At 62.1% G+C, this 20,035-nt stretch carries 17 protein-coding genes and 1 riboswitch; of the genes, 8 read left to right on the top strand and 9 right to left on the bottom strand.

Translation table 11 applies throughout. From position 1 onward, the window contains the following. Positions 1-27: 27 nt before the first annotated feature. Positions 28-1,242 carry a polysaccharide pyruvyl transferase family protein gene (locus tag KTQ42_RS18865; protein WP_249222990.1) on the top strand — a complete coding sequence of 405 codons (1,215 nt, stop codon included), beginning with the start codon at positions 28-30 and terminating at the stop codon, positions 1,240-1,242. Between the two features lie 188 nt (positions 1,243-1,430). Here KTQ42_RS18865 and pepA read toward each other — a convergent pair whose 3' ends face one another. Beyond that, positions 1,431-2,363: a flocculation-associated PEP-CTERM protein PepA gene (pepA, locus tag KTQ42_RS18860; protein WP_249222989.1), complete on the bottom strand. Its 933-nt coding sequence runs from the start codon at positions 2,361-2,363 to the stop codon at positions 1,431-1,433. A gap of 1,095 nt (positions 2,364-3,458) precedes the next feature. Between pepA and KTQ42_RS18855 the strand changes: the two genes are divergently transcribed. Beyond that, complete coding sequence (locus KTQ42_RS18855; protein ID WP_217347167.1) at positions 3,459-3,698, top strand: hypothetical protein; 240 nt, start codon at positions 3,459-3,461, stop codon at positions 3,696-3,698. Between the two features lie 195 nt (positions 3,699-3,893). Further along, positions 3,894-4,046, top strand: a complete 153-nt coding sequence (locus KTQ42_RS18850; RefSeq protein WP_194711922.1) for a hypothetical protein — start codon at positions 3,894-3,896, stop codon at positions 4,044-4,046. Between the two features lie 1,268 nt (positions 4,047-5,314). On the opposite strand, the gene KTQ42_RS18845 is transcribed toward KTQ42_RS18850, so the two are convergent. After that, positions 5,315-6,232, bottom strand: coding sequence for a YihY/virulence factor BrkB family protein (locus tag KTQ42_RS18845; RefSeq protein ID WP_217347166.1), 918 nt, complete (start codon positions 6,230-6,232; stop codon positions 5,315-5,317). 272 nt (positions 6,233-6,504) lie between these two features. Here KTQ42_RS18845 and KTQ42_RS18840 point away from each other — a divergent pair, with 272 nt between their 5' ends. The 3 genes from KTQ42_RS18840 to KTQ42_RS18830 all read left to right on the top strand — a co-directional run bounded on the left by KTQ42_RS18840 (position 6,505) and on the right by KTQ42_RS18830 (position 9,936). Next, positions 6,505-8,343 carry an AI-2E family transporter gene (locus KTQ42_RS18840; RefSeq protein WP_217347165.1) on the top strand — a complete coding sequence of 613 codons (1,839 nt, stop codon included), beginning with the start codon at positions 6,505-6,507 and terminating at the stop codon, positions 8,341-8,343. Between the two features lie 108 nt (positions 8,344-8,451). Then, entirely contained in the window at positions 8,452-8,895 is a 444-nt protein-coding gene (locus KTQ42_RS18835; RefSeq protein ID WP_217347632.1) for a YaiI/YqxD family protein, read from the top strand. A gap of 573 nt (positions 8,896-9,468) precedes the next feature. Then, complete coding sequence (locus KTQ42_RS18830; protein WP_217347164.1) at positions 9,469-9,936, top strand: Lrp/AsnC family transcriptional regulator; 468 nt, start codon at positions 9,469-9,471, stop codon at positions 9,934-9,936. A 40-nt stretch (positions 9,937-9,976) separates the two neighbouring features. Here KTQ42_RS18830 and KTQ42_RS18825 read toward each other — a convergent pair whose 3' ends face one another. Genes KTQ42_RS18825 through cyoA form a run of 7 tightly spaced genes read right to left on the bottom strand, consistent with a single transcriptional unit; the run spans position 9,977 to position 16,758 of the window. Continuing rightward, positions 9,977-10,513, bottom strand: coding sequence for a response regulator transcription factor (locus KTQ42_RS18825; RefSeq protein ID WP_217347163.1), 537 nt, complete (start codon positions 10,511-10,513; stop codon positions 9,977-9,979). Next, positions 10,503-11,849, bottom strand: a complete 1,347-nt coding sequence (locus KTQ42_RS18820) for an ATP-binding protein (protein WP_217347162.1) — start codon at positions 11,847-11,849, stop codon at positions 10,503-10,505. The genes KTQ42_RS18825 and KTQ42_RS18820 overlap by 11 nt, the downstream gene beginning before the upstream one ends. Continuing rightward, positions 11,833-12,630, bottom strand: coding sequence for an SURF1 family protein (locus KTQ42_RS18815; RefSeq protein WP_217347161.1), 798 nt, complete (start codon positions 12,628-12,630; stop codon positions 11,833-11,835). The genes KTQ42_RS18820 and KTQ42_RS18815 overlap by 17 nt, the downstream gene beginning before the upstream one ends. Beyond that, on the bottom strand, positions 12,627-13,055 hold the full coding sequence (gene cyoD / locus KTQ42_RS18810; protein WP_217347160.1) for a cytochrome o ubiquinol oxidase subunit IV: 429 nt from the start codon (positions 13,053-13,055) through the stop codon (positions 12,627-12,629). The genes KTQ42_RS18815 and cyoD overlap by 4 nt, the downstream gene beginning before the upstream one ends. Continuing rightward, on the bottom strand, positions 13,052-13,681 hold the full coding sequence (gene cyoC, locus KTQ42_RS18805; protein ID WP_249223033.1) for a cytochrome o ubiquinol oxidase subunit III: 630 nt from the start codon (positions 13,679-13,681) through the stop codon (positions 13,052-13,054). Before cyoC ends, cyoD begins: the two co-directional genes overlap by 4 nt. A gap of 7 nt (positions 13,682-13,688) precedes the next feature. Beyond that, positions 13,689-15,692, bottom strand: a complete 2,004-nt coding sequence (gene cyoB / locus KTQ42_RS18800; RefSeq protein WP_217347158.1) for a cytochrome o ubiquinol oxidase subunit I — start codon at positions 15,690-15,692, stop codon at positions 13,689-13,691. Continuing rightward, entirely contained in the window at positions 15,676-16,758 is a 1,083-nt protein-coding gene (gene cyoA, locus KTQ42_RS18795; RefSeq protein WP_217347157.1) for a ubiquinol oxidase subunit II, read from the bottom strand. Before cyoA ends, cyoB begins: the two co-directional genes overlap by 17 nt. Before the next feature lie 156 nt (positions 16,759-16,914). Here cyoA and KTQ42_RS18790 point away from each other — a divergent pair, with 156 nt between their 5' ends. Together KTQ42_RS18790 and KTQ42_RS18785 are read left to right on the top strand one after the other, a co-directional pair. Continuing rightward, positions 16,915-18,264 carry an MFS transporter gene (locus KTQ42_RS18790; RefSeq protein WP_217347156.1) on the top strand — a complete coding sequence of 450 codons (1,350 nt, stop codon included), beginning with the start codon at positions 16,915-16,917 and terminating at the stop codon, positions 18,262-18,264. 573 nt (positions 18,265-18,837) lie between these two features. Continuing rightward, a riboswitch (guanidine-I (ykkC/yxkD leader) is annotated at positions 18,838-18,950 on the top strand. Between the two features lie 49 nt (positions 18,951-18,999). After that, positions 19,000-20,031 (top strand): ABC transporter substrate-binding protein, encoded by a 1,032-nt coding sequence (locus KTQ42_RS18785; protein WP_217347155.1) that lies wholly within the window; start codon positions 19,000-19,002, stop codon positions 20,029-20,031. Positions 20,032-20,035: the final 4 nt, after the last annotated feature.

Here is a 20,035-nt window from a genome sequence, read left to right as displayed (position 1 = left end):
GCGCGCTCGACACTTGCCAGCCAGGCGATGCAGCCCGTCACCATCGTCTTTGGCGCCTTCGACCGGCACAACTTCGGCGACCTGCTTTTCGCCCGGGTCGCCGAAGTTGTGCTGAGGCCGCGCCGGCTGGTCTATGCGGGGCTGGCCAATGCAGATCTGCGCCCGTTTGGCGGCACGCGGGTGCAGGCCCTGCCCGATGTGCTGGCGCGGCAGCGCCGACAGGGCATCGAGCTGGTCCATGCCGGCGGTGAGCTGCTGACCTGCAGTGCCTGGGAGGCTGCAGTGATGCTGCTGCCGGCGCGGCAGGCGACGCCGCTGGCGAGCCGTCTGGATCATGACCTTGCCACCCGGACGGCCTGGGCGCATGGCCGGCTGCGCCGCCCCGACCTGGCGCCGTATGTGGCGGCCCCTGGAGCGCCTGCGGGCGCGCTGCGGCTGCTGCATGTCGCCGTCGGGGGAGTCGGTCTGGCCGGGTGCGAGGCTGCGATGCAGCGCGAAGTACTGGACAAGCTGCGCCGTGCTGAGGCCGTGTCGGTGCGCGACCATCTCACCCACGCGCTGCTGGCGCGTGCCGGCATCGCCAGCCGGCTGATGCCCGACCCGGCGGTATTGACGGCAAGGCTGCTGGACCGCCGCATCCGCCGCCACGCGCACGGCAGCGCGCTGTCCGCACTGCGCCAGCGTTTCCCGCGCGGCTATCTGGCCGTGCAGTTCAGCGCCGATTTCGGCGACGACGCCACGCTCGATGCACTGGCCCGTGCCCTTGACCAGTCGGCCCGCGAGGCCGGATGCGGCATCGCATTGTTTCGTGCAGGCGCCGCGTACTGGCATGACGATATCGACTGTTACCGGCGCCTGACTGCCCGCATGCGCGTGCCGGCAGCCATCCTGCCCAGCCTGAACCTGTGGAATATCTGCGCCCTCATTACCGGCGCGCGCTGCTACCTGGGCAGCAGCCTGCACGGCCGCATCGTGGCGACGGCGTATGCGCTGCCTCGCGTGAACCTGTGCCTGCCGGGCCAGGAAGGCAAGCCGTCCAAGCAGGCGGCCTATGCGGCTACCTGGGACTTGCCGGCCATGCCAGGCGTATTGCCTGTGCATGCCGTGCCGGAAGGGGTCATGCAGGCCATGGGCACTGACCCGCAGGCGCGGCTACAACTGGCCGATCTGCTGGCAGAGCGCTGTCTTGCCGAATATGTCTCGCTATGCCGTCGGCGGGAGTCAGTCCGCCAGCACCGCTAATCTTATCAACCCGGCCCTTCGCCTGGCCACCTGCCGGGGCGACGCAGCGCGCCGACACGACGCCTGCTGCAGTTATGAAAAAAGGCTGCCACGCTCGGTCGTGGCAGCCTACCCAGCCGCCTGGCTGGCCTGCGTTGCATCAGGCCAGCGGGCGGTCTCCCTTGAGAACGTCCTGCGACGGGGCCTACCTAGCGCCTCCTGCGCCGCGACAGGCTAAGGCCAAGCGCGCCTAGCCCCAGCAGGGCCAGGGTGGCCGGTTCGGGAACCTGGCCGCCACCCCCAAAGACCACATCCAGCGAGCCATTGATGACCTGGGTGCCGCTCGGGTTGAAGTTATTGAGCTGACCGGACTGGAACGACACGTTGAAGAACGGATTGGGCGTGGTGAAGTAGGCGCTGCCTGCCGAAGTAAGCACCCAGGACGACGAGGCGCCGAAGCTGCCGCAGTTGATGCCGCTGCCGCCGGTGCCTGAACAGGTCGGCAGATTGGGGTCCAGCGTTCCCTGGCCGGAAGTCGGGACACCATTGGCGACCTGGATGTCATCACCCGCGTTGCCTGTGCTCCAGGCGGTGGCGCCATTGCCTGGCTGGGTGAAGGTGGTATTGCTGCCAGGGTCCAGGAACACGGACAGGCTGCCGCCGGGCGTAAAGTTGAAGCTGGTTGTCCCATTGGGACCAGCGCTAAAGGTGCCGTTGCCCCGGTACAGCGCGTACAAGCCGTACTGGTTGGACGTCACCCCGCCAAGCTGCGAAGCGACCGGCGTCGTACCGTTGTTGGCCACGAACTGGCCGGCCTGCCATAGCAGCGAGACGTTGAAGCTGTTACCGGTAAAAGTAATTACCTCCACGTAGTTGCCGGTCACTTTGTCGGCGTTAACTATGCCCGCGTTTGCGCCAGGAACGGCAATTTCATTCACGGCAAAGTCCGGGAACGCCTGAGCCCCCGCGCCCGACGCGAACAGCGCCAGACCTCCCGCAATGCTGCACGCCAAAACTTTTTTCTTCATGGTAAAGCGCATGGTGTTTTCTCCGATCAAAAGCTTGAATACAAGCCAGTTCGCAATAAAGGAAAGGCTTTCGCTAATATCTTTTATCCACTTCCTGGAAATAACCCATTGCAAGGCGCATGCCATAAAAAGGCAAACTTTAAGAATCAACAGCTTAATTAATTTGTTTCATCAATTGAAAGCCAATGTGTAAATAAATTCGACATAAATATTTTCCCGATGTAAATTTTTATCATTTCCACATAAACTTTTTTACAAGAAAGGATCAGCATTTATTGTCACCGTCACTATTTCAAAAAGCCACAGAGCGACTCCCCTTCTTTTTCTTTACAGAAAATATTTAGTTTAGATAGAGTAACTACAATACTTAAGAAACAGGCACCTATACTTTATTTCAATATTTCTACGGTACACTTTTCATTCTCTCAATTTCTTATATTAAATAAATACGCCGAAGTCGCCGCATCATTTTTTGAAAGTATCTTTACCGTACAAAAATTTAGGTTCTACATTTTCTTTTGAAAAATTTTATCAAGTTAATTGCTTCGGAAACAATTGTCAAAAAGTGGAGAATTTTCATTAAATAAATGAAATATACCCAAAATTTTTTCCTTTTTCGCCATCCACTGGATAAATTCGGTTCAACGAAAAAGTTTTCTAAGTTTCATTTGGCAGGAGTGAACGGAATCAATTCAAGGCGAGCCAGGTAAATTGCCTGCCCTGCCCGGAGAACGCGACTCACGTATGACAAACGGTTGAAAGACCAGGAACGCTTGAGTCTATTGCATTGATGACAGTCATTTCCGGTCTTGCTTGCGGCACCTGGACCGTCAGGAAGAATGCCGCGGCAGCAGGTTGGGTAGTGCACACCCATGCGCTGCCCTTAACAATCTTGCCGGAGCAAAAGCCGATGGACTCAAAATCGAACTGACAACAGAATTTCCGGCCCATCGGCAATATCGCGCTACTTGACTAGCGCGATTCCACGATTGCCCGCGAGCTTCTGCGGGGACGCATCCACCCGACGTCCGCGGACAGTTCGCGGCAGCAGGCCCGCTGAACGCAGTTGCGAGGCGTCATCGCGAGCGTTTGAAGAATGCTCGGAAAGTCAAAAGCATCACCCGAAATGAAGCAGGGCAGCCGCAGCGCTAGGTTGCACTCGCTTCGCTGGCCGCTACCCGAGAATGGATGTATCAGATCTTGTGCGAGATGGAGCAGGAAGAACTTTGCCTGCTTGCGCTGCGCAATGCCGGCGAATCCATGATGTTGCGCGACAATAATCCGGCGGTCATCGTGCGCTCCACGAGCGACCTGCGACGCAAGGTGGAGGCCAAACGCGTGGCAAGCCAGGCGCATTGGGACCATCTGGCGGCATTCAGCAGCAACATGGCAAGGAGTATTTCATTGCCGCACCGATGTTGTTGGCGCTATTGCGGACATGGGCGGTGACCTAGAACGAACGTCGCGGGCCAGCCGTCTGATCCAAAGACAAGGCTGGCAAACGCTGGGCAATGCGGCTGGCCGCCGAGCCGCCATTAAAAACGTCGTTTATTTGCCTCATCGAGCCGGAATCCTTTCCAACTAGAAATCCGGCCGCTATCATTGCGTTGCAGCTCCCCTCTGATTTCACATTTCCTACGCACCATGAAAAGCATCGTTCTGTCTTCCGCGCTCGCCGTCCTTGGCTGCATCGCATTGAGCATTGCCGCAGCCGTTCTGGCCGGCACCCCCAGCGCGCAAACAGACAGCTCGAGCGCGGCGCCGCCGGCGGTACGCAGCGCAGCCAAGGCTGGCTGACCCCCGCGCTGCAGAGGCTGGAGTTTGCGGACCGGCGTGGCGCCGGACTGATGTATTCTTAGCCCATCCAATTTTTCACCATAGCACACTGCACCGGCCACTTCCTGCGTGGATGGACACAACGATCCGGCCAGGGCCACGTCGCGGTCGCAACCGCAACTCGCTTAGCGCAGTTGTCGAAATGCTTGACGGTGTGATGTTCTGGACTTGATGCAGTCTAATGCGTGCTATCGGCTACCTACGCCCAAGTGCAGCGCTGGCTTAAGCAGCAGAATGATCTTACCTTGGCCGAGTTCACCGAGCGACTGGAAGCACAATGCAGGTTGTGTGACCAGCAGCTGTATCTGTCGACTCATGCAGCGGCTGCACATGCGTTGGAAAAAAGACCATTCATGCCAGCGAACGGGACACACCGACTGTATTACTGACACGTCAGCAATACCGCACGAGTACCGGACGCAACTTGCCACCCGCTCGGACCGACATCTGAAGTTTATTGGCGAATCCGGCTGCAACATTGCCACGACCCGTCGCTGGGGCCGGGCCCAATACGGTCGACGGGTGCGGGAGGCGAGCTCGACCTGTACGACAGCTAGTTCGCCCCGGGTAAGGCAGGTTGGCTGCTCTAAAGGACACGCGCTGCACCCTGCCCCGTCAACGCGCGCCTGGATAACGCCGTGCCGGGCAAGCGGGATCTCGCTGACATTACCCAGCACTTGACTGGCAATCCCGCACTGACTTCCCTTTCCCGCGAGGCTGCGCCATAACGGTAGAAGGCTTGCAACTGATCTGCGAGGCGCCGAAAACCACTATAGCCATGGATGAGCTGCTCCTATCAGAAAACCTAATCGCCTTCGGACACGACGAACTTGAACGATCAAAACAACAGACCTTATTGACAGGCGGCTTGGTTGTCGTTGGCAACGGCAACCTCATCGCACTCGCGCAGCAACCGGCTGCCTTAGCGATCGACAAATTGGCACAATATCGGGATGGGATTGCAAGGGACGACCTCGATAAAAATAGGATGAGGGCATCGCCCACGCCGACATACCTCTTGCTGGCCAGGATGGCATTCTCGCTACGGCGCAATAACGGCCTGCACAATGGCGTACCAAACCTTAGCAGCCTCTTGCCAAATAAGGCGTCCATCGATGCCATAGGGATTCTGCCGGACGCAAGCGAACGGACGACCTGCCGCGGCGCCAGAATAGTCGGGGAAACGCCGCAAAGCGCGCCCTTGCGGCGGCGCGGCTTCCCCGGGCCGCTCAACCTGCGCTTCTGTCGCCCGGGTTCTTGCCGGCCGGGTCCAGGTGCTCGATCGCGGCATTGAGCTCGGCTCCGAACAGCAGGATGAACGAGGTCAGCAAGAAATACAGCAGCAGCACCACAGCCGTGCCGACGCTGCCGTACAGCTTGTCGTAGCTGCCGATATTGCGTACATAGAAGTCGAAGCTCAAGGAGGCGCCAAACCACACCAGCACCGCGATGAAGGCGCCGGGCGTGACGAACTGGAAGCGCTGCTCGACATCCGGCGCGATCCAGTAGATCACCGTCACGACAGCGGTTAGCAGCAGCAGGACCGCGGGCCAGCGCAGATACCAGGCCCACATCCCGGCCCACCAGTGCGGCAGGCCAAGGTCTTCGGCCAGCACCGCCATCGCCGCCGGCCGCACTAGCAGCAGGGTCACCGCAAACGCAAGCGCGGCCCCCACTGCCAGCGTGGCTAGCACGGATAGCAGGTAACGCTTCCATACGGGTCGCTCTTCCTTGACGCCATAGATCACGTTCATGGCTTTCATCATCGCGCGCATTGCCGAGGATGACGCCCACAGCGCGAACACGATGCCGAAGGACAGCATGCCGTGGCGACGCTGCTGCAATTGGTCAATGATGGCATTGAGCTGCGGCCCCGTCTGGCGCAGGAAAAACACTTCGGATTGCCGGCGCAGGTAATCGAAAAGGCTGGAAATTTCCAGGTAGCCCAGCAGCGCCATGAACAGGATTACGAACGGGAAAAACGAGAACAGCACCTGGAAAGTCACTGCCTTGGCATGGGTCACCATGTCATGCGCCACAAACTGCGACAGGCTCTGCCTGAGCACCGTGACCGCGCCAAGGCCGCGCAGGCCGGGAATGGCAATGTCGATCACGCTGACCAGGCCTCGAAGAGATGCAATTGGCATGCTGCCTAGCATTCCAGTTTCAGGAGATGCGCACCTTATCCGCAATCACCTTATTGCGCAGATGGCTGAAACCAGCCTTGCTGCGCGCGGCAAAATACATACATCTCCACGCCGAAACCGGAACATGCCACTAGGCCGATTGCGAAGGCGCAACGCCTCTTCTTGCATTTTGATCAACAATATAGACAGGATTATTGACCGCTTTCCCGGTCGCCCCTCGGCTCAGCAACTACGCCGGAGGCACATGAATCAACGCTTCAAGGCACCCCTCCATGTCCGACACGCCTTCCCGGCCCGGCAGCAATCTGGCAACCATCGCGCTGATGCTCATCACGGTGGCAGTGCTATATGTCGGCCGCGATATCTTCGTGCCGTTCGCGCTGGCGATTTTGCTGAGCTTCCTGCTGGCGCCGCCCGTCGCCTGGCTGCGCCGCACCCGGATGCCGCGCATTGCCGCAGTGGTGCTGGTCGTTACTACTGCCGTGGCGCTGCTGGCAGGCGCCGGCTTCGTGGTCGGCCGCCAGGCACTCACGCTGATCGGCGATATACCGCAGTACCAGCGCTCCATGCATCAGAAGATCCGCTCCATCAGCGGCGCCGTGCCAGGCAGCGGCGTGCTCAAGCGCAGTGCTGAGGTGGTCAAGGAAATCGGCCGCGACCTGTCGGAAGCCACCGGCACCGCCAGGCCGGCCGAAACCAGCGGACAGGGCCGGGCAAGGGAACCAGTGCCGGTGCGGGTCGAACCGGTCGCGGACCCGTTGCGCACGCTGCAAGATATGGTGGACCCGATCCTGAAACCCCTCGGCACCGCCGGGCTTGTAATCGTGTTCGTGTTCTTCGTACTGCTGGCGCCAAGCGACCTGCGCGACCGCTTCATCCGCCTGGCCGGCAGCGACCTGCATCGCACTACCGAGGCACTGAGCGAAGCCGCCAGCCGGGTCAGCCGCTATCTGCTGATGCAGCTGGTCGTCAATGCCACCTATGGCATACCGCTGGGCGTGGGCCTGTATCTCATCGGGGTGCCGGGCGCGCTGCTGTGGGGCTTCCTGGCCACGCTGCTGCGCTTCATTCCCTACCTGGGACCGGTGGTGGCCGCGGTATTCCCGCTTACTCTCGCCTTCGTGGTCGACCCTGGCTGGTCGATGCTGCTCTGGACGCTGGTGCTGATCCTGACGATCGAGCTGGTCAGCAACAACATCGTCGAGCCCTGGCTGTACGGCTCCAGCACCGGCATGACGCCGATGGCGGTGATCCTGTCAGCCATCTTCTGGACCCTGCTGTGGGGCACGCCGGGCCTGATCCTGGCCACGCCGCTGACCGTATGCCTGGTGGTGATGGGACGCTACGTGCCGCGGCTGGCCTTCATCGAGGTGCTGCTCGGCAGCGAGCCGGTGCTGTCGCCGGAAGAGCGGCTGTACCAGCGCCTGCTGGCTGGCGACATCGAGGAAGCCATCGAACTAGCTGAAGCCGAGGTGGGCGCCGGCACCTTGCTGTCCTTCCATGACGATACCGCGCTGGCTGCGCTGCGCCTGGCTGAAAGCGCCCGCAAGAGCGGCTCGTCGATTGAGGACCGGCAGAAAGTGGCGGACGGCATGCGCATGCTGGTGGAAGACCTGCGCGAAATCCTCGACCGGCAACAGGAAGGCGCGAAGGAAGCCGCTTCCGCCACGCCTCTGCCACCGGCGGAGAAGGCCGAGATCCTGTGCATTGGCGGCCGCGGCGCGCTCGACACGGTCGCCGCGCTGCTGCTCACGCATGTGCTGGAAACCCGCGGCGTGGCTGCACGCCTGCTGCCGGCCACCGCGATTACGCTGGATAAAATCGGCAGCCTTGACTTGACGGGTTGTAAGGCGGTGTGCCTGTCCTACCTGAGCCCGAGGCCGCGCACCTATGCCCGTTTCGTGGTCCGGCGCCTCAGGGCCCGGGCGCCGGGCATGAAGATCGTGCTTGGCGCCTGGAATCCGGCAGCGGAAGAAGATGGCGCAATCGACCTGGCGGCGGAAACCGGCGCCGACGCGGTTGCCGGAAGGCTGGGCGCCGCGGCCGATCTGCTACAGCAGGCAACGGGCGTATCCCCGGCTGTAGCCGAGCCGGCGTCCAGCATGCATTGAAGACGGGACATGGGACCATGCCTGCGCCCGCGCTCCCCGGTTGGCCGACCCAGCCGCCGGAACGCTTGCCTTACAATGCGGGATCCTGCCGCTCTCACTGCCTTCCTCATGCATATCTGGGTCGACGCCGACGCCTGTCCCACCGTCATTAAGGACATCCTGTTCCGGGTGGCCGAACGCCTGCAGCTCAACGTCACGCTGGTGGCCAACAAGCTGATCCGCGTGCCGGGCTCGCGCTTCATCCGTGCGCTCCAGGTGCCCGCTGGCGCGGATATGGCCGATGCCGAAATCGTCGAGCGCGTCAGCCCTGGCGACATCGTCGTCACCGGCGACATCCCGCTGGCGGCCCTGGTGCTGGACAAGGGCGGGCTGCCGCTCAATCCGCGCGGCGAGTGGTATACCAAAGACACCATTGCCCAGCAGCTGACGATGCGCTCCTTCATGGAAGAGTTGCGCAGCAGTGGCGTCGACACCGGCGGCCCGGCCGCCTTCAGCCATGCGGACAGGCAGAACTTCGCCAACGCGCTGGACCGGGCGCTCGCGCGGCGCTGAGCCCGGACAACGTCCCGCCAGGGAGATTTGCGCAATCACTCGCTTTGCCGGCGGCAGGCGCGCCCTGCTCCACAGACCACAAACCATGCCTGACCCGGCTCCGATCGGCAAAAAAAACCGTTGCGCCTGTGCAGGGCAACGGTGAATGGAGTTACGTCGGATCATGAAATACCACGCCGGAAGACTTTTCCGACGTGACGCCCTCCATTGTGAAATTGCTACCTGACAATCTGCTGACCACGGGCTGACGGCTGCCTGAACAGCGCCGCGTTAGTCCGCGCCTTGCTCCATCCGGTGGTTCAGAGACAAAACCGCCAGGCGGCTGGGATACAGCGGCCTGGCGGTTTCAAACGCTATGCTTGCGAACGGCCTGCAGTCCTCTCCGGTAAGAAACGACCCTCTACTGCCGTTGTTGCTGCCTTGTGGGCATGGAAGAATCTTATCGCCCGGCGGAAAAAAGGTGCTTTTTAATTTTTACCAGAATACCGTTCTTTGAAGAGTTTTCTCCTGCCTTATGAGGTTTTATTAGATAATCCTTTTTCCCGAAATGAAATCAATAAAAAAACCTGCGCCATGAAAGACGCTAGCCTCGACGATACCGACCGCAAGCTCCTGCGCATCCTGTGCAGCGACGGCCGCATCAGCAACCAGAAACTGGCCGAACAAGTCAACCTGTCGCCCACGCCCTGCTGGAATCGGGTGCGGGCGCTGGAAACCGCCGGCTACATCACCGGCTATGCGGCGGTGCTGGACCAGCGCGCAATGGGGCTGCCCGAGACGGTGATCATCGAAGTCACGCTCGAACGCCATGATGACGAGATCTTTCAGCGCTTCGGCGATGCGCTGGCATTGTTGCCTGAGGTGATGGAAGCCTATCTGCTGACTGGCGAATACGACTACCTGATCAAGGTCGCGGTGTCCGGCACCGAAGGCTACGAGCGCTTCCTGCGCCAGAAGCTCTACAAGATTCCGGGCATACGCCACAGCCGCTCGACCTTTGCGCTGCGCTGCCTGAAGCGAGTGCATTCGGTCGTGCCCTGAAGCGCCCGCCGGACGCCATCCATGAAAGCGGCGGCCCGCGCTACTTGATGCGCTGCTTTTCCAGCTTGCGAGCCAGAGTGCGGCGATGCATGCCCAGCCTTCGCGCCGTCTCCGAGATATTGAAATCGGTCTGCACCAGCACTTCATGAATGCGTTCCCATTCCAGGGTTTTGATCGACGTGGCGCGGTTGGTCAGTTCCACCGGCTCGCTGCCCGCGACATGGCCAAATGCGGCCTCGATGTCGTCGGTGTTGGCCGGCTTGGCGAGGTATTGCACCGCGCCCAGCTTGATCGCTTCCACCGCGGTGTTGATGCTGGCATAGCCGGTCAGCACCACGATCAGCATTGCCGGGTCATGCTTGTGCAGCATCTGCACGCAGGTCAGGCCCGAGGTATTCCCGTTGAGCTTCAGGTCGACCACCGCGTAGCCGGGGTTGTGCTGCTTGAGCAGCGCCGCGGCTTCGTCTAGGCTGGTGGCCATCAGCACCCGGTAGCCGCGCCGCTCGAAGGACTTGCCTAGGGTGCGGGCAAAGGCGGCATCGTCCTCGATGATTAGCAGCAGTCGTTCAGGCTGCATCGTCGCTCTCCTCCGCCAGCGTGATGGCCGCCAGCGGCAGCGTCACCCGCACCTGCGCGCCACCTTCGGGCCGGTTGCTGGCGACCACGCTGCCGCCCAAGGTGCGGGCCACGTTCACCACCAGGAACAGCCCGAGGCCGCGGCCCGGCTTGCCCTTGGTGGACTGGTAGGGCGTGCCCACCTGTTCCAGCATGCCGGGCGCAAAGCCTGGACCGCTGTCGCACACCGTCAGCACCAGCCCATCGGCTTCCCGCTCGGCCACCAAGGACAGCCAGGACGGCGAGGCTTCCAGCGCATTGTCGAGGATGTTGAACACCATCTGCTTCAGGGTGGAATCGAACACCACCGGCAGGTCCTGCGCCAGCCGGTTTTCATAGAGGAAGGAGACTACCGGCCGGCTTTCCCGCCATTCCGTGGCGAGCCGGTCCAGGAAGGTTTTGATCGTGGTGCGCGCCGAAGATTCCCCGCGGGTTTCGCCCGAGGACAGCAGGATGCCGCTGACGATGGCCTTGCAGCGCTGCAGCTGGGTTTCCATCTCGGTGATTTCCTCCATCAGGTCGGGATTGTTCTTGAATTCGCGCATGTGCCGCCAGTCGCCGAGGATCACCGAGAGCGTTGCCAGCGGCGTGCCCAGCTCATGCGCCGCGCCCGATGCCAAGAGGCCCATGCGCACGATGTGCTTTTCCTCGGCGGCCCGCTGCCGCAGGTCCGCCAGTTGCGCCGCGCCGCGCCGCAGGTTGTCGGTGATGCGGGTGATGCAGGCCACCAGCAGCGAGGCATTGAGTATGAAACAGATCACCATGCCCTGCACATACAGGCTGAAGAAGCCGCTATTGTGCTCCGGCGGCAGCGTCAACGGCACCGACCATAGCGACAGGCCCGCCAGGCAGGCGCTGGTGATGATCACGATCAGCCATGTGGTCCAGGCTTCCAGCAGCACCGCGCTCAGAATCACCTGCAGCAGGTACAGGAAGGCAAAGGGATTGGCGGCGCCGCCGCTGAAGTAGAGCTGAGCCGTCAGGCTGCCCACGTCCACCAGCAGCGCCAGGAACAATTCGCGGTTGCTGACCGGGCGGCCTTCATGCCAGCGCAGTTGGCTGCCCAGGTTAAAGGCGATCAGGCAGGCCAACACCATCAGCATCTGCGGCAGCGGCAGCGGAATGCGCAGCACAATGCTGACAATCGCAATCGTGGTGACCTGCCCGATCACGGCGAACCAGCGCAGCTGGATCAGCTGCACCATGTTGAGCCGGCTGGCGACGTGCTCCACCCCGGCCGCCGCGCTGGCCCGCTTCAGTTCCGGCTTGTCATTAACTGCTTCAGTAGTTCCTGCCATCGGCATCTTCCCGGTCGGGGCCGGCGCGCCGGCCCTCATGGCGCCCCACCCAGTAAAACGCGCCCGCCACCATCAGCGCCAGCGCATACCAGGTGAGAGCATAAACCAGGTGGTTGTTATGAAAGGAAACCACGGTCAGGCCGCCCACCGGCGCTGGCCCGTTTCCAGGCGCCTGGCGCCCATCGCGCTCGGCGCTGGCGGCATCGGCGTCGACGAAATAGGGCGCGACGCTGCCCAAGCTCTGGGCCGCGGCGATGGCCTCGACATCGCGGGAATACCAGCGCCCGGCGGCAGGGTCGTTCCTGCGCAGGAAGGCGCCGTCCGGCTGGCTCATGCGCAGCAGGCCGGTGACCTCGACGTTGCCGCCGCCTTGCCCGGCCGCGGCAGCGTCGATCTTCCCGGTCGGAATGAAGCCGCGATTGACGAGCACGATGCCGACCTGCGTAGTGGCCAGCGGCGTCATCAGCCAGTAGCCGCCGCCCAGGTCTGTCACCGCCTGCACCTTCACCGTTCTGTCATACCGGTAGGTGCCGGCAAGCCGGACAGGCCGGTACTCGTCGGAGGCGGCGCTCAGCTGGGCCCAGCGCTCCGGGCCGGGCGCGGGCACCGGTGCCGCATGCACGCGCTGCTCGACACGCTCGATCAATGCCAGCTTCCATTGCAGCCGATATACCTGCCAGGTGCCGAGCGCCGCAAAAGCAATAAAGGCCAGCACTGCGAAGATCGCCAGTGCCAGCCTTTTCCTCTCGTTGCGCGGATGCTGCGCCGTGTCGCCTGTCATGGCATCTGGTGCATTTGATGCGAGCCGCCGGGCGCCATGCCGGGCATCATGTTGGTGTTTAAGTGATACATGACCCAGATCGAGCCGGACAGCGTGATCACCACCAGTACCAGCGTGAAGACCAGGGCCAGCAAGGACCAGCCGCCTTCGGCACGGGTATTCATGTGCAGGAAGTACACCATGTGCACCACGATCTGCACCGCGGCAAAGGCCAGGATCACCAGCGCGGTGGTGCTGGACTTGTCGAAGGTCTTGTTCATCACTAGCCAGAACGGAATGGCCGTCAGTATCACGGACAGCACGAAGCCTATTGCGTAGGTCTTTAGGCTGCCGTGGTCGGCATGGTCTTCATGACCGTGGTGGCCATGGTGATCGTGATGATCATGGCCGGCGCCGTGCGCCGCGTGATGCGGATGCGCGCTCATGGCAGTACTCCCATCAGGTAGACAAAGGTGAAGACGCCGATCCAGATCACGTCCAGGAAGTGCCAGAACATCGACAGGCACATCAGGCGACGGCTGTTTTCCGGGATCAGGCCGTGGCGTCCAAGCTGGAACATCAGCGTGACCAGCCAGATAATGCCGAAGGTCACGTGCAGGCCGTGGGTGCCGACCAGCGTGAAGAAGGCCGACAGGAAGGCGCTGCGCTGCGGGCCAGCGCCTTCATGGATCAGGTGCGAGAACTCGTACAGTTCCAGGCCCAAAAAGCCCGCGCCCAGCAGGCCGGTAATGCCCAGCCAGACCAGGGTGGACTTGAGCCGCTTCTTCTGCGACTCCAGCATGGCGAAGCCATAGGTGATGGACGACAGTAGCAGCAGCGCGGTGTTCATCGCCACCAGCGGCAGGTCGAACAGCTCGGCGCCGGTCGGGCCGCCGGCATAGCTGCGGCCCAGCACCGCATAGGCAGCAAACAGGCAGGCAAACACCAGGCAGTCGCTCATCAGGTAGAGCCAGAAGCCCAGCAGAGTGCCGTTTTCCGGATGATGCTCGGTGACATGGAACTGCACTTCGCCGTCGGCGCGCGCGTCAAGCACGGCCGCGTTGTGGTTCATGGTGATATCAGACATGGCTTTCCAGCAAACGTGTGCGCGCCTCTTCGGTACGGACCACCTGCTCGGCAGGGATGTAGAAGTCGCGCTTGTAGTTGAACGTATGGATAATGATGGCTGCCATCATTGCGACAAAGCCCAGGCCGGCCACTAGCCACATCTGCCAAATGAGGGCGAAGCCCACTACGCCGGACAGCATGGCGATGATGAAGCCGGCCGCGGTATTGCTGGGCATGTGGATCGGCTGGAAACCCTTCAGCGGACGGCTGTAGTTGCGCTTCTTCATGTCGGCCCAGGTGTCGTTGTCATACACCACCGGGGTGAACGCGAAGTTGTAGTCCGGCGGCGGCGACGAGGTAGACCATTCCAGGGTGCGGCCGTTCCACGGGTCGCCGGTCAGATCGCGCAGCGACTCGCGGCGGCGGAAGCTGACGTAGAACTGCACCAGCATGGCGCCAATGCCGCAGGCGATCAGCGCAGTGCCCAGGAAGGAGGTCACGAACAGCGGCTGCATGGTCGTGTCCTCGAAGTGGCTCATGCGGCGGGTCACGCCCATCAGGCCCAGCACATAGCCCGGCATGAAGGCCATGTAGAAGCCGATCACCCAGCACCAGAACGATACCTTGCCCCAGAGGGTATCGAGCTTGTAGCCGAACACTTTCGGGAACCAGAAGTTGATGCCGGCAAACAGGCCGAACAGCACGCCGCCGATGATCACATTATGGAAGTGCGCGATTAGGAACAGGCTGTTGTGGAGCACGAAGTCGGCCGGCGGCACCGCCAGCAGCACGCCGGTCATGCCGCCGATGACGAAGGTCACCATGAAGGCCACGGTCCACATCATCGGCAGTTCAAAGCGGATACGGCCGCGGTACATCGTGAAGAGCCAGTTGAAGATCTTGGCGCCGGTCGGGATCGAGATGATCATCGTAGTGATGCCGAAGAAAGAGTTCACGCTCGCGCCCGAGCCCATAGTGAAGAAGTGATGCAGCCACACCAGGTAGGACAGGATCGTGATAACGACCGTTGCATACACCATTGAGGTGTAGCCGAACAGGCGCTTGCCGGAGAAGGTCGACACGACTTCGGAGAACACGCCGAACAGCGGCAGGATCAGGATGTACACCTCTGGGTGGCCCCAGATCCAGATCAGATTCACGTACATCATCGAGTTGCCGCCGAGGTCATTGGTGAAGAAGTTGGTGCCCACCATGCGGTCCAGCGACAGCATGGCCAGCACCGCGGTCAGTACCGGGAAGGCGGCCACGATCAGCACGTTGGTGCACAACGAGGTCCAGGTGAAGACCGGCATCTTCATCATGGTCATGCCGGGAGCGCGCATTTTGACAATGGTGGCGATCAGGTTCACGCCGGACAACAGCGTGCCGACGCCGGCCAGCTGCAATGACCAGATGTAGTAATCCACCCCGACATCGGGACTGGCCAGGATGCCCGACAGCGGCGGATAGGCCAGCCAGCCGGTCCTGGCAAATTCGCCGACGAACAGCGAGGCCATGGTGAGGCCGGCGCCGACGGCCGTCATCCAGAAGCTGAAGTTGTTCAGGAACGGGAAGGCAACGTCACGCGCACCGATCTGCAGCGGCACCAGGTAGTTCATGAAGCCCGTCACCAGAGGCATGGCGACGAAGAAGATCATGATCACGCCGTGGGCGGTGAAGATCTGGTCATAGTGATGCGGCGGCAGGAAGCCGGCATTGTCGCCGAAGGACATTGCCTGCTGGGCACGCATCATCAGCGCGTCGGCAAAGCCGCGCAGCAGCATCACCAGGCCGAGGATGACGTACATCACGCCGATTTTCTTGTGGTCGATGCTGGTGATCCAGTCGCGCCACAGCGGGCCCCACAGGCGGTACTTGGTGACGAGGGCGAGGATCGCCGCGCCACCCAGGACGACGGCGGCGAAGGTAACCAGCAGGATGGGCTCGTGATACGGGATCGCTTCCCAGCTTAGCCGGCCGAAGATGAGCTTGGTCAGATCAGTGTGCTCGGTCATGGTGACTTTTCTTGGAATCCATTGAATGTGAAGGCGAAGGCGCGGTAGCGGGACCGGCACTGGACGACGGCACGGTCGAGTTCTCGTTGCCAGTGATGCCGCCGGCCGGGACAGCCACGCCCGGCGTATGCTCTTCCTTGCGTACCACGCTGCTCTTGGCGCGCTGCATGTCGGCGGCCATCATCTCGTCCATGCAGACGGCCTTGGCGTCGACGCAGCGGTTAACGATGGCCTTGAACAGGCCGGGCGCAACTGCGCCATAGCGACGCACCGGCTCCCGTTCACTCGGCTGCTCCAGCGACAGGTAGCCGTCGCGGCTCAGTTCGCCGCCGGCTGCCTTGGTCTTCTGCACCCAGGCCTTGAAGTCGGCTTCGCTCACGCCGTGATACTTGAAGCGCATGTGGGAGAAGCCGGCACCGCTGTAGTTGGCCGAGAAGCCGTCATACACGCCAGGCTTGTTCATCACCGCGTGCAGCTGGGTCTCCATGCCGGGCATGGCATAGATCTGGCCAGCCAGCGCCGGAATGTAGAACGAGTTCATCACGGTCGATGCGCTAATCTTGAAGTTGATCGGCACGTCTACTGGCGTCACCAGCTCATTGACGCTTGCCACCCCCTGCTCCGGATAGATGAACAGCCATTTCCAGTCCAGTGCCACGACCTGCACTTCTAGCGGCTTGACGTTGGCCGCCAGCGGCCGGTTCTCGTCGATGCGCTGCAGCGGCCGGAACGGGTCCAGCAAGTGGGTGCTGATCCAGGTCAGAAGGCCCAGCGCGATGATAATCAGCAGCGGCGCGCCCCAGATCACCAGTTCCAGCTGGGTGGAGTGGTCCCAGTCGGGCTCATAGCGGGCCTTGGTGTTGCTCTTGCGATAACGCCACGCGAACAGCAGCGTCAACACGATGACGGGGACAATGATCAACAGCATTAGCAGGGTCGATGCGACAACGAGCTGGCCCTGCTGCTTGGCGATGTCGCCGGAGGGGTTCATCACCACCATATCGCAGCCTGCAAGCAATATGAGTGACAATAAGCCGAGTCCGCGACGGAGATTGGATGGAATCATGCGATGCAATACGGAGGATGGCTGACATGCTACTGTAGCTCGCCGCGCGGTCCTTGCCGATTGGACGTTTTGTCCCACCCCCCTTGCTCCTACCCCGGCACACAGGCTAGGCTCGGGGTATTGGCCACCAAAGGCATTTCTGAAAGAGTCACGTTCATGGCAAAAACGGCAACTTACGACGGGTCCGCCGCCGGCGGTCCGCGCGCTTCTACAGCTGGCGACGACGCCCGCAATATTAATACCCGGGGCAGCCACATCGCCCCTGGCGAAATCGCGATTGGCGTGGTGATCGGCCGCGCCTCCGAGTACTTCGACTTCTTCGTTTACGCCATCGCCTCGGTGCTGGTGTTCCCGTCGGTGTTCTTTCCCTTTGCCGACAAGCTGCAGGGTACGCTGTATTCCTTCATCCTGTTTTCCTTCGCCTTCATCGCGCGCCCGATCGGCACCGTGATCTTCATGGCAATCCAGCGCCGCTACAGCCGCGAGGCCAAGCTGACGCTGGCGCTGTTCATGCTGGGCTTGTCGACCGCCGGCATTGCCTTCCTGCCGACCTACGCGCGCCTGGGCGGCGCCGCGCTGATCCTGCTAAGCGTGCTGCGCATCGGCCAGGGCTTGGCGCTGGGTGGCTCCTGGGACGGCCTGCCGTCGCTGCTGGCGCTGAATGCGCCGGAAAACAAGCGCGGCTGGTATGCGATGCTGGGCCAGATGGGCGCGCCGGTTGGCTTCATTCTCGCCGGCGGCCTGTTCGCCTTCCTGCTGCACTCGCTGGCCGACAAGGACTTCCTTGAATGGGGCTGGCGCTATCCCTTCTATGTCGCCTTCGCCATCAACGTGGTAGCGCTGTTTGCGCGCCTGCGCCTGGTGTCCACGCCGGAATATGCGCACCTGCTGGACGAGAACGAACTGCAGCCAACCGGCGTGTTTGAAATGGTGGGCTCGCAGGGCCGTAACATCCTGATCGGCGCGCTGGCCGCGCTGGCCAGCTATGCGCTGTTCCATCTGGTCACAGTGTTCCCGCTGTCCTGGATCCAGCTGTACTCGCTGCGCGATGTCGGCGACTTCCTGGTGGTGCAGATCATCGGCGCGGCCATTGCGCTGGTGTGCGTGATCCTTTCCGGCCTAATCGCCGACCGCTTCGGCCGCCGCAACACCCTGGGCAGCCTGGCAGTGCTGATCGCCATCTTCAGCGCCTCGGTGCCCAGCCTGATGAATGGCGGCGAGTTTGGCCAGAACGTGTTCGTGCTGCTAGGCTTTGCACTGCTGGGCCTGTCCTATGGCCAGGCGGCCGGCGCGGTAACGGCCAACTTCCCGGCCCGCTTCCGCTACACCGGCGCGGCCCTGACCTCGGACCTGGCCTGGCTGGTCGGCGCCGGCTTCGCGCCGCTGGTGGCGCTGGGCCTGTCGGCCCACTTCGGCCTGGCCTATGTCAGCCTCTATCTGCTGTCGGGCGCGGTCGGCTCGCTGGCGGCGTTGAGCCTGAACCGCGCGCTGGAGATCAGGAACTAGCAGCGCCGGCACCGGGCGCCATCGATTCAAATCAACCATCAGGCCGGCGCTGTCCGGCCTGATGGCGTTTACAGCCCGGCTGGGGCGTCCTCCGACACGACTTCCCCACTTATGAAGGCTTGGGCTGAACATCTCGACCCATGTCAATCGCAATGCAGCGTCGCCTTTCCGCCATGGGCGGCATGCGCCTGCGGTCTTGAACATGTTTTGCACAGACATGCCGCGGCGCTCATTCCACGCGGTCAGCGACACCCTCCCGAGTCGGGCCGCCACGAACCTGGCGATGCTCGGCGCCGCGGAACTCTGCAAGCGCATTTTGGCCTTGCCGCAAGGCCGACTGCGGCATCTGGCCTGACCGGTCTCTGCATGCCGCTCGCCTCATCGCGGTTCCTGTATCGTGCACCGTAAAGTGCGCGACAGCCCGGGCGCCTGCTATTCATGGGGCAGGGCATTAGCTTTTTGCACTGTGCGAGTGCGTTCCAAGGCCTGCTGCGTACCATCCGGCCTGGCATTCCTATTGCTTACTACCGCATGCAGGGAGAACGGGCGCCTGAAGACAGGCGCCTTGTTCAGACTGAGGCACACTAGGGTTCCGGCCGGCGGCAGCGATGCCGCGGGTGACTGGTCCGAGAGTGGGCCGGCTTCGTTCCGACGAAGCTCCACGGAGGGATAAAAGCCCGGGAGAACTTGAGCATTGCGTTCTCCCACGCCCATTACCCCAGACCAGGAGCCTTCATGAACGCAGCAGACTGTACCGCCCGCACTGCCTCCCCCGCCAAGCGCCTGTTCCTGCGCAGCCTGGCCGCCGGCGCCGCCGCGCTGGCCATGGGCATGTCCGCCCATGGCGCAACGCCTGTCCTCAATATTGGCACCGTGGTCTGGATAGGCTATGGGCCGTTCTACGTGGCCGAGTCGCTCGACCTCTTCAAGAAATACGGCATTAAGGTCAAGCTGCAGCCCTTTGCCGACCCGGCCCTGATTCCGCCAGCGCTCTCCAGCGGCTCCCTGCAGGGCGCGATGCTGACCTATGACCAGGTGATCGGCCAGGTGGCCAAGGGGCAGATGCAGAAGGTGGTGATGCCGATCGACTATTCGAACGGCGGCGACGCCATCGTGGCCGATGCGTCCATCACCAAAATCGCCGACTTCAAGGGCAAGAAGATCGGCTACAACCCGCTGTCGCCATCGGACTTCCTGCTGTCGTATGCGATGAAGACGGCGGGCCTGGGCGAGAAGGACATCACCCCGGTCAACATGACGCCGGAAGCGGTGCCGGCTGCCATGGCTTCGGGCCAGATGCCGATCGGCGTGACCTATGAGCCCAGCCTGTCGCAGGTGCTGGGCCAAGGCGGCGGCAAAAAGTTCAAGGTCGTGTTCTCGTCCAAGGACGCGCCCGGCCTGATCGCCGACGTGCTGGTGTTCGACGACAAGACCATCAAGTCCAGTCCGAAGGAAATCATGGCGGTGATGCAGGGCTACCTCGACGGCATGGCCTACATGAAGGCCAAGCCGGACGAGAGCGCGAAGATCATCGGCAAGTTCATGGGCGTGTCGGCCAAGGAAGCCAAGGAACAGATGGCCGGCGTCTACAACATTCCCCTGGTGGAAATGCCGGCCGCGTTCGAGAAGTCCACCTCCACCAAGTCCTACTACGCCAGCGGGGAGATCATCGCCGGCCTGTTAAAGACCAAGGGCCAGATCGGCGCGGTGCCGCCGGCCGAATCCACCTTCGACGGCCAGTTCGTGCGCGCACTGCAGAAGAAGTAAGCGC

Source organism: Noviherbaspirillum sp. L7-7A, from assembly GCF_019052805.1.
Classification (GTDB): Bacteria; Pseudomonadota; Gammaproteobacteria; order Burkholderiales; family Burkholderiaceae_D; genus Noviherbaspirillum_A.
The sequence above is the reverse complement of the archived record's forward strand: the minus strand, read 5'-3'. Positions and strand labels throughout refer to the sequence as shown.

Excerpts from the sequence above, each read along its gene's own strand:
- cyoB (WP_217347158.1), bottom strand. The coding sequence starts at position 15,692 with ATGACCGAGCACACTGATCTGACCAAGCTCATCTTCGGCCGGCTAAGC.
- KTQ42_RS18820 (WP_217347162.1), bottom strand. The coding sequence starts at position 11,849 with ATGGCAGGAACTACTGAAGCAGTTAATGACAAGCCGGAACTGAAGCGG.
- KTQ42_RS18830 (WP_217347164.1), top strand. The coding sequence starts at position 9,469 with ATGAAAGACGCTAGCCTCGACGATACCGACCGCAAGCTCCTGCGCATC.
- KTQ42_RS18790 (WP_217347156.1), top strand. The coding sequence starts at position 16,915 with ATGGCAAAAACGGCAACTTACGACGGGTCCGCCGCCGGCGGTCCGCGC.
- KTQ42_RS18845 (WP_217347166.1), bottom strand. The coding sequence starts at position 6,232 with ATGCCAATTGCATCTCTTCGAGGCCTGGTCAGCGTGATCGACATTGCC.
- KTQ42_RS18835 (WP_217347632.1), top strand. The coding sequence starts at position 8,452 with ATGCATATCTGGGTCGACGCCGACGCCTGTCCCACCGTCATTAAGGAC.
- KTQ42_RS18865 (WP_249222990.1), top strand. The coding sequence starts at position 28 with ATGCAGCCCGTCACCATCGTCTTTGGCGCCTTCGACCGGCACAACTTC.
- KTQ42_RS18840 (WP_217347165.1), top strand. The coding sequence starts at position 6,505 with ATGTCCGACACGCCTTCCCGGCCCGGCAGCAATCTGGCAACCATCGCG.
- cyoC (WP_249223033.1), bottom strand. The coding sequence starts at position 13,681 with ATGAACCACAACGCGGCCGTGCTTGACGCGCGCGCCGACGGCGAAGTG.
- KTQ42_RS18825 (WP_217347163.1), bottom strand. The coding sequence starts at position 10,513 with ATGCAGCCTGAACGACTGCTGCTAATCATCGAGGACGATGCCGCCTTT.
- cyoD (WP_217347160.1), bottom strand. The coding sequence starts at position 13,055 with ATGAGCGCGCATCCGCATCACGCGGCGCACGGCGCCGGCCATGATCAT.
- cyoA (WP_217347157.1), bottom strand. The coding sequence starts at position 16,758 with ATGATTCCATCCAATCTCCGTCGCGGACTCGGCTTATTGTCACTCATA.
- KTQ42_RS18850 (WP_194711922.1), top strand. The coding sequence starts at position 3,894 with ATGAAAAGCATCGTTCTGTCTTCCGCGCTCGCCGTCCTTGGCTGCATC.
- KTQ42_RS18785 (WP_217347155.1), top strand. The coding sequence starts at position 19,000 with ATGAACGCAGCAGACTGTACCGCCCGCACTGCCTCCCCCGCCAAGCGC.
- KTQ42_RS18815 (WP_217347161.1), bottom strand. The coding sequence starts at position 12,630 with ATGACAGGCGACACGGCGCAGCATCCGCGCAACGAGAGGAAAAGGCTG.
- KTQ42_RS18855 (WP_217347167.1), top strand. The coding sequence starts at position 3,459 with ATGGAGCAGGAAGAACTTTGCCTGCTTGCGCTGCGCAATGCCGGCGAA.